The organism is Pseudomonas sp. HMWF006 (genome assembly GCF_003061205.1).
GTDB classification, from domain to species: Bacteria; Pseudomonadota; Gammaproteobacteria; order Pseudomonadales; family Pseudomonadaceae; genus Aquipseudomonas; species Aquipseudomonas monsensis.
Window position 1 is genome coordinate 1 of sequence record NZ_QAIU01000111.1, and the last position, 7,111, is coordinate 7,111.

Annotated in this window: 11 protein-coding genes; 5 read left to right on the forward strand and 6 right to left on the reverse strand. The window is 57.8% G+C overall.

Features of this window, described 5'->3' with window-relative positions; translation table 11 throughout:
- Positions 1-395 precede the first annotated feature (395 nt).
- The 3 genes from DBR24_RS04240 (at position 396) to DBR24_RS04250 (ending at position 2,091) form a co-directional block, all read left to right on the forward strand.
- Positions 396-899, forward strand: a complete 504-nt coding sequence (locus tag DBR24_RS04240; protein ID WP_123465412.1) for an inclusion body family protein — start codon at positions 396-398, stop codon at positions 897-899.
- A 125-nt stretch (positions 900-1,024) separates the two neighbouring features.
- Complete coding sequence (locus DBR24_RS04245; protein ID WP_128614007.1) at positions 1,025-1,561, forward strand: AidA/PixA family protein; 537 nt, start codon at positions 1,025-1,027, stop codon at positions 1,559-1,561.
- A gap of 119 nt (positions 1,562-1,680) precedes the next feature.
- The gene (locus tag DBR24_RS04250) at positions 1,681-2,091 is read left to right on the forward strand and encodes a low affinity iron permease family protein (protein ID WP_123465408.1); all 411 of its coding nucleotides are present in this window, start codon (positions 1,681-1,683) and stop codon (positions 2,089-2,091) included.
- A gap of 90 nt (positions 2,092-2,181) precedes the next feature.
- On the opposite strand, the gene DBR24_RS04255 is transcribed toward DBR24_RS04250, so the two are convergent.
- The 6 genes from DBR24_RS04255 to DBR24_RS04280 all read right to left on the reverse strand — a co-directional run bounded on the left by DBR24_RS04255 (position 2,182) and on the right by DBR24_RS04280 (position 6,312).
- Positions 2,182-2,697 carry a DUF4142 domain-containing protein gene (locus tag DBR24_RS04255; RefSeq protein WP_128614009.1) on the reverse strand — a complete coding sequence of 172 codons (516 nt, stop codon included), beginning with the start codon at positions 2,695-2,697 and terminating at the stop codon, positions 2,182-2,184.
- A gap of 72 nt (positions 2,698-2,769) precedes the next feature.
- Complete coding sequence (locus DBR24_RS04260) at positions 2,770-2,928, reverse strand: KGG domain-containing protein (RefSeq protein ID WP_003222499.1); 159 nt, start codon at positions 2,926-2,928, stop codon at positions 2,770-2,772.
- Between the two features lie 117 nt (positions 2,929-3,045).
- Positions 3,046-4,395, reverse strand: coding sequence for a bifunctional diguanylate cyclase/phosphodiesterase (locus DBR24_RS04265; protein WP_128614011.1), 1,350 nt, complete (start codon positions 4,393-4,395; stop codon positions 3,046-3,048).
- A gap of 79 nt (positions 4,396-4,474) precedes the next feature.
- Entirely contained in the window at positions 4,475-5,113 is a 639-nt protein-coding gene (locus tag DBR24_RS04270; RefSeq protein ID WP_128614013.1) for a LysE family translocator, read from the reverse strand.
- Between the two features lie 61 nt (positions 5,114-5,174).
- Positions 5,175-5,591 carry a fosfomycin resistance glutathione transferase gene (gene fos / locus DBR24_RS04275; protein ID WP_123465400.1) on the reverse strand — a complete coding sequence of 139 codons (417 nt, stop codon included), beginning with the start codon at positions 5,589-5,591 and terminating at the stop codon, positions 5,175-5,177.
- A 4-nt stretch (positions 5,592-5,595) separates the two neighbouring features.
- Positions 5,596-6,312 carry a hypothetical protein gene (locus DBR24_RS04280; RefSeq protein WP_128614015.1) on the reverse strand — a complete coding sequence of 239 codons (717 nt, stop codon included), beginning with the start codon at positions 6,310-6,312 and terminating at the stop codon, positions 5,596-5,598.
- A 108-nt stretch (positions 6,313-6,420) separates the two neighbouring features.
- On the opposite strand from DBR24_RS04280, the gene DBR24_RS04285 reads away from it, so the two are divergent.
- Positions 6,421-6,660, forward strand: a complete 240-nt coding sequence (locus DBR24_RS04285) for a CopG family ribbon-helix-helix protein (protein WP_128614016.1) — start codon at positions 6,421-6,423, stop codon at positions 6,658-6,660.
- The gene (locus DBR24_RS04290) at positions 6,650-6,934 is read left to right on the forward strand and encodes a type II toxin-antitoxin system RelE/ParE family toxin (RefSeq protein ID WP_128614018.1); all 285 of its coding nucleotides are present in this window, start codon (positions 6,650-6,652) and stop codon (positions 6,932-6,934) included. The genes DBR24_RS04285 and DBR24_RS04290 overlap by 11 nt, the downstream gene beginning before the upstream one ends.
- Positions 6,935-7,111 lie beyond the last annotated feature (177 nt).

Sequence of the window (7,111 nt, forward strand, 5' to 3'; positions counted from 1 at the left end):
GTCTGGCGGACCAACTCATTGCGTTCTCCTGTCGGGGGCATGGCAGCGGTTCGTCACGATACAGGCAGCGCAGCGGGCAGTTCCACAGCGACTGATTGCAAACGATGTCAGATCACCGCACCGGCTTATCGCCGACCGATTGGTCGTTATGAATGCTGCGACCGTCCGTCGAGTCGCATAAAAGCGATTTTGACAGCTAAAAAAACAAACCTATAGTCAAGTGGCGGCAATCGGAAGGAACCCGATCAGACGATTTCGTGCAAGGAGCACGGCCTGCTCATCTCTCGTGACCGGTGGGTTCCCCCCAGTAGTGTGCTCGCAAACGCCATACGGCAAGCAAGCGTCGTCGTGCCTGGACTGCGGGCCGGCGTTCACTATGAAAAAGGAGCATTACCATGTCTCGAGTGACAGATATTCTGGTTTCCATCGACACCGAAACCATTCTGAAAAAGTATCCAAACATCAGCAAGGACCCGAAAAATCCGACGCTGATCGATTGGAAACATGTGTACATGGTTACCAATCAGGACAACGTCGTCAGCGGTCAGGCCGGTGGCGAACTGGATCTCAAGGCGCAGGTCGGCGACCTGATCCGCTGGCGTGAAACCAGTCTGTCGCAGAGCTTCGAACAGGCGGTGATCTTCTACAAATTCATTGGCAACGCCGGCGCCGACCTGATCTCCCCACCCTCGCCACGCAAGGCCAGCGCCTGTGTGGCGGTGCCGAACACCAGCAATCCATCCGTGCCGAGCTGCCAGAAAGTCGATAACCATTACTGGTCATCCGAGACCCTGGACTGCGGTCGCGTGACCTATCACTTCCACTTCCTGATCGTTGACCGCAACTGCCAGATCATCGGCTGCTGCTCGTGGGACCCATTCATCTCGATCCACAACTGATGATGCGTCGAGCCCCTTGGCAACGAGGGGCTTTACCGATCCGTCGCCGCCCCGGCCGGAACAGGATGCGTTGCCTTGACCGAAGCGGCTGTCGCCTTGAGCCACCATCATGAAAGGAATCCATGATGACCAGCGAACCGATCCGTTCCCACTCCTCCGGCGCCACCAGCGCACAAAATGTGCTGCTGATCGTCGATGCCGAATCCGTGCTTTCCCGGTATCCGAATCCCAGTCTGGACGCTACTGCGCCGACAAGCATTGCCGACGGCTTCATCTTTTTCGCCACGAATGACAACTCGAAAAAAATAGTCATAAATGACAGTAAATTGACGATTACGGGGGGCATTGATCGTGACCTGCATGTGCGCGCAAGATCCGTCAGCCTGATCGCAGAACACAGCGTTGTCATGTACGCCCTGACCGCTGATGGCGACGCCTTGTCCGATCCGCGGCTGGAGGTCCACACCAACCTGACGGTGCCCGCCCCCAATCCGGACAACCCGGCTGAACCGGGCAGCAAGAACGCCGATGATCACCTCTGGATCTGCACACCGAAAAACAGCGGCACTGCCCACTGCCACTTGAGCTTCATGCTGGTCAATCAACAGTGTGAGGCCGTGGGGTATTTCGATTGGCAGGTCGACGTCGAGCTCAAGGCATAGCGTACTCGTGAGAATGCCGGTCAAAAGACCGGTTTCTCAGGGACAGATGCGCCACCGGTAGAATTTTCATCCCGCCGTCACTGTCTGAATTTCAGGCATTCCCAATGAGGAACACGGCAATGAAATTCGCGAAAATCTCTCAGAAACTCGCCCTGTGGGCCGGTAGCCCCAAGACGTTTATGGGGGCGCTGATCCTGATTGGACTGTGGGGCTTGAGTGGGCCGATTTTTCATTACAACGACACCTGGCAACTGATCATCAATACCTCGACGACCATCATCACCTTTCTGATGGTGTTCCTGATCCAGAACACCCAAAACCGCGACACCGACATCCTGCATTTGAAGATCGACGAATTGCTGTTGGTGACCAAAGAGGCGCAGAACGCGATGCTCGGGCTGGAGGCGCTGGATTTGAAGCAACTGGAAGCGCTGCGCAGGCATTACCGTGCGTTGGGCGAAGGGGAAGTGTTCAATCTTGAGGGGCTGGGCGAGAAGAGCAAGTCGAAACAGGATCTGAATGAGTGCTGATGGTCAGATAAAAGCAAAAGATCGCAGCCTTCGGCAGCTCCTGCAGGAAGAGTGCAGGAGCTGTCGAGTGCTGCGATCTTTATATCTTGATCAACGGCTGGCCTGTAATTGGCGAGCCATTTGCAGATGGCTTTGCAGCTTGGGTAACGTTTCATCCGCGAAGGCTTTGATTTCCGGCACGTCAGTGTTTTGTGCCTCCTGCTGAATCTGCTCGATGGCCTCTTCAGTGGCTTTGACCTGGCTGGCGGCATAGGCCTGATCGAAAGAAGGGCCGTCGGTCACCTGCGGCATCAATTCCTTGGCCTTGTCGGCGAGTTCTTCACGGGGCGCCACCGGCAGATCAAGCTTCTTGGCGATTTTCGCCAGGTGCTGATTGGCCGTGGTGCGGTCGTTGATCACGACGATGGTGTAGTCCTTGACCTCTTTCGATTCGGCCTTGCTGTGGGCCAGACGACTGGCCTCGATGTCGGCCATGCCTTTGGCTGAGGCATCGTTGATGAAATCGGTGGGCGACTGGGCAAAAACGCCAGTGGCACACACGCTCAACAGCAGGCCCGACACAGGTGCAAAAACAGCGTTACGTATACGGGTGGCCATCCGGCTCATGGTCGCGCCCTCCTTCATTCGAAATTCAAGCGGGAGCTTACGCCCCCGCCTCTCAATCAAAACAACCTTCACTTACTTCGATTTTTGAGCGGGCTTGCGGCCCATTTCGGTTTTCGCAGGCTCTTTATCGACGGTCGTGGTGGTGGTTTTCCCACCTTTGCGACCGGCTTCAGACGCCTTCGTTCGATCGTTAGCGAAGTTTCCCGAGTTCGAGTTTCTTGAATTAGGCATGATTCTCTACCTCTTGGTATTGATCGTCGCGAGCAACTGCCCACCTGAATTGAGAATTTTCTGGGCGGCAAAGGTTTAGAAAAGTTGCCGATGTCGCGACGAACGGCGCGCCGCCGATCAGATATCCAGCGCCCGATGGTTCAAGCGTTTCGCCGTGTACATGGCCTGATCGGCGTGGCGAAACAGCTGTTGTTCTTCACTGCCGTGTTCCGGGTAACGGGCGACACCGATGCTCGGTTCGATGTGCAGGTTGTGACCGTCCAGACGCATCGGTTGTACCAGCACCTGGCGGATTTTCTGCGCCACGCTGTCGGCATCTTCCGCGACGTGAACGCTGTGCAGCAGCACGATGAACTCATCGCCACCGATGCGCGCGACGGTATCGGTCTCGCGCACGCACCCCTTCAACCGGTTGGCCACGGTTTGCAACAGCATGTCGCCAACGGCGTGACCAAAGGTGTCATTGACCTGCTTGAAGCGATCCAGATCGACATACAGCAGCGCCATGTTGCCCGACGCTTCCCGGGCACTGGCCAGCGCAGATTTGAGGCGATCCCGGAGCAATTCGCGATTGGGCAACTGCGTCAGTTGGTCGTACTGCGCCATGCGCTTGAGCCGTGCATGCAATTGCTGGCGCTCGATGGCAGTCGCGACCTGGGCACAGACGTATTGCAGCAGTTCCTTGTCCTGCTCGGTGTAGCGCTCGCCGCCGGGCAGGCTCTTTACGATCAGTGCGCCGATGGTGCCGTTTTTCGAGTGCAACGGCACGCCGAGCCAGCAGGGTGAATCCTGCCCGGCCACCAGCGCAGCGAATTCGGGAGAGGCATCGGGACTGTCCGGTGTCAGCAGGATCGGTTGACCGCTGCGGATCACTTGCGTGCACAGACGTCCGGTGACCGTGCCCGGTTGCTCGGGCTGCAATTCGTTGTCATCGACGTGGTAAGGGAAATTCAGCTTGGCGCAATGTTCGTCGTACAGCGCCACGGAGAAGTTCAGCGCCGGTAGCCATTCGCCAATGATCAGGTGAATGCGCTTGAACAGCGCCAGCAAATCCTCTGCCACGTGCGCCGCCTCCGAGATCGCATACAACGCCGCCTGCCGGGATTCGGCCTGCTTGCGTTCGGTGATGTCGCGGGCCACGGCAATGCGCAGTTGATCGACTTCCGACCAGCGTGCCGACCAGAGGATATGGGCGACGCTGCCATCCTTGCGCACGTAGCGGTTTTCGAAGTTGTGTTTGGGGTCACCACCCATGATTTCATGGGCGGCGGCCAGGGTGCGCTGACGGTCGGCCGGGTGCACCAGTTCGATCATTTGCCGGCCGATCAGCTCTTCAGGCGTGTAACCGAAGATCCGCTCGCAAGCAGCGCTGACAAAAACGAAACGGCCCTGCTTGTCGACCGCGCAAACGGCATCCAGCAATAAATCAATAAAACTCGCCAACGGCGCGGAATTTCGGCTTTCCATGGTTCAGCGTGGGTGTCCGGGTAATGCAGCACTGATCAACCATCCGTGACCTCTTGATTGCGCATCCCTGCACACACCTTCAAGCTTTGTTCGGCATCAGCCCCGGCAGCGCATGCATCAGCGCGTTGATGGCGAAACCGATGAACATCACGCCACACAACCGCGTGATCAGCAATTCGTGACGCTGATACAGCGTCCGCACGCGCTGCGCGCCGACCACGCCAATCAGGATAGCGTAGGCCAGCAGTCCGCCGAGGAAGCTCAGGGCGATCAGCGCCGGCAGCATCGACCAGTTCAGCAATTCAGCGCGGCTCGACAGCAGCGCGGTGAACGTCGCGACTGCCACCGGGTACGCCTTGGGATTGGTCAGACCGAACACAATACCGTGCCAGAACGGCTGGCGCGCCGCGCCTTGCGGTTCGTCACCGCTGCGACGCTGAGCACGCACTGCACGCCAGCCAAGCCAGAACAGGTACAAACCGCTGAGCACGCCGAGCACATCGAACGCAGTGCTGCCGATTTCCCGGGCGCCGACAATGGCGATCAGCGCGGTGCTGCACCAGACCACATCGCCGAGCAGATGCCCGCAGAGAAAACCGGCCCCGGCCCGCCGTCCGTGGGCCGCGCCAATACCGAACACCGCCAGCACGCCAGGACCCGGCGTGATGCCATAGATGAAACCCGAGGCCAGCACGGCCAGTAACAACGATGGAGTCATGGAAAACCTGCACGGGGCCATTACACGTGGTGGCCAGTCTATAACAGACAAATGTGTCTGATCATGACTCGTCGTAAAAACGCATGCCGGAGTACGGTTTGAACCGACACGCTGCCAGTCGCGAGGCCAGATCACCGACGTGGACTTCGAGCTTGTGGCCATCAGGGTCGAGAAAGTAGAACGATGCACCTTCGCTGCGGTTGTCCCGCCATTGCTGCACGTTGGCCGCTTTTAGCCGCTGGACGAAGTGCGGAAAATCCACCTCGCCGAGGCTGAACGCGTAATGGGTGTAATCGACGGCGGGCGCTGACAGGCGCTGCGGATCGAGTGACAGACACAACCACAGCCCCGGCAGCGACAGGTAGGCACCGGCGTCCCATGTCGCTTCGACGCGCAGTTGCAGCAGCTCGTGATAAAACGCCAGGCTGCGATCCACATCGCTGACCGCCAGGGTCAGGTGGTTGAGGCCGGTGAGCATCGGTTCAGTAACCTCTGAGGTCTTCGGGGACGATGTATTGCTGGCCGTCGTAGGTCAGGGTGATCTGTTTTTGCTTCAGACGGGTGGTCTTGGAAAGACACTCCTTACCCGACTGCGTATTTTTCATCTTGCTGCCGTTGGTGGTGACGATCAAATCGGCCAGGCCATGATGGCTGGAAGGGCCGATCTCGACGGTTCGGCGAATGGTCTTGGTATAGCCTTCGCAATCATTGATGAACTCGCCGTTGTTCTTGGCGACCACCAGGCCCTCCAGCACCGGACGCAACTCATTGCCTTCGCGCACGTACAGCGCCAGATCGGTTTTCTCGTAGGGAATGGCGTGGGAACTGTGCGCGAACATTGAACGCAGACCAAAAGCCCGAACCTGCGGCGCCAGTCGATAACGGGCGGTGTCGATACGCAGATCATCCAAGCGCACAGCATCGGAGTTGTAAGCGCCCGGTTTACGGTAACTGGCGATGGGGTTGTAAGTACTGGCATTGACGATCGACAGGTCCAGGTCGAATACCCCGGCATCATCGCCGCCGGAATCGGCAAGGTAGGTGGATTTCACCGAGATCGCCTGACTCGGGAAGGCCGGCCAGACGTTGCAGCGCGACATGGATGTGCCGTCGAAACTCTGGGTGGTGCAGGCGGCCTGAGCTTGAGTGGTGATTGACAGGAAACCGAGGGCAAGGACAAAAGTTTGTCTGATGGTCATTGTTCTTCCTTGAAAAAATCAGTTGGACAGTTCGATAGACGAACGGCAAATCGCCGCGAGTATGACGCTGTAGTATGTTGCACTACAAATCACTACTTCGAGATTGTCATGTCCATCATGTCACTGCGCATCCCAGATGAAATCGCCGACACACTCGCCAGCCTCGCCAAAGCGACTGGCCGCAGCAAGTCTTACTTGGCGGTGGATGCATTACGCGAGTACCTCGCGCGGGAAGCCTGGCAAATAGAACAAATCCAGCAAGCGCTGAAAGAGGCCGATGCGGGGGACTTCGCGTCGGCTGATGAAGTCAGGGCCATTGCTGAAAAATGGAATGCCAATGCGCATTGAGTGGCTGAAAACCGCGTTAAAGAATCTCGATGAGGAAGCCGCGTACATCGCCCTTGAAAATCCCAAGGCTGCCTCTGACTTTGTTCAGACCATTCTCGACAATGTTGATCACCTCACCCGATTTCCCGCCTCGGGACGCGAAGGGCGCCTACCCGGAACGCGTGAGTGGATTGTCCCCGGTCGCCCTTATTTGATTCCGTACCGTGTTCGCCAGAGCCGGTTACAGGTTTTACGCATTTTCCATACTCGCCGACTCCCGCCCAAGACTTGGTAAGTGGTCAGGCACATATCCCATCCTCAATCCCACGATTCAACCCGTTCCCTCCCTGGCGCCTGTGCCGCGCCAACACAAACGTGCAGGCTGGAATCTCTAACAGTGGCACCACGATCCATGCCCGCCGCTCGCTCTCACGCACGCGTGCCACACGTGTTGGAGACGTTGCTGCACTGG

Bases quoted from the DNA above. Each gene is read 5' to 3' on its own strand.
- DBR24_RS04265 (WP_128614011.1), bottom strand. From the start codon at position 4,395: ATGGAAAGCCGAAATTCCGCGCCGTTGGCGAGTTTTATTGATTTATTG.
- DBR24_RS04285 (WP_128614016.1), top strand. From the start codon at position 6,421: ATGTCCATCATGTCACTGCGCATCCCAGATGAAATCGCCGACACACTC.
- DBR24_RS04290 (WP_128614018.1), top strand. From the start codon at position 6,650: ATGCGCATTGAGTGGCTGAAAACCGCGTTAAAGAATCTCGATGAGGAA.
- DBR24_RS04245 (WP_128614007.1), top strand. From the start codon at position 1,025: ATGACCAGCGAACCGATCCGTTCCCACTCCTCCGGCGCCACCAGCGCA.
- DBR24_RS04260 (WP_003222499.1), bottom strand. From the start codon at position 2,928: ATGCCTAATTCAAGAAACTCGAACTCGGGAAACTTCGCTAACGATCGA.
- fos (WP_123465400.1), bottom strand. From the start codon at position 5,591: ATGCTCACCGGCCTCAACCACCTGACCCTGGCGGTCAGCGATGTGGAT.
- DBR24_RS04255 (WP_128614009.1), bottom strand. From the start codon at position 2,697: ATGAGCCGGATGGCCACCCGTATACGTAACGCTGTTTTTGCACCTGTG.
- DBR24_RS04240 (WP_123465412.1), top strand. From the start codon at position 396: ATGTCTCGAGTGACAGATATTCTGGTTTCCATCGACACCGAAACCATT.
- DBR24_RS04250 (WP_123465408.1), top strand. From the start codon at position 1,681: ATGAAATTCGCGAAAATCTCTCAGAAACTCGCCCTGTGGGCCGGTAGC.
- DBR24_RS04270 (WP_128614013.1), bottom strand. From the start codon at position 5,113: ATGACTCCATCGTTGTTACTGGCCGTGCTGGCCTCGGGTTTCATCTAT.
- DBR24_RS04280 (WP_128614015.1), bottom strand. From the start codon at position 6,312: ATGACCATCAGACAAACTTTTGTCCTTGCCCTCGGTTTCCTGTCAATC.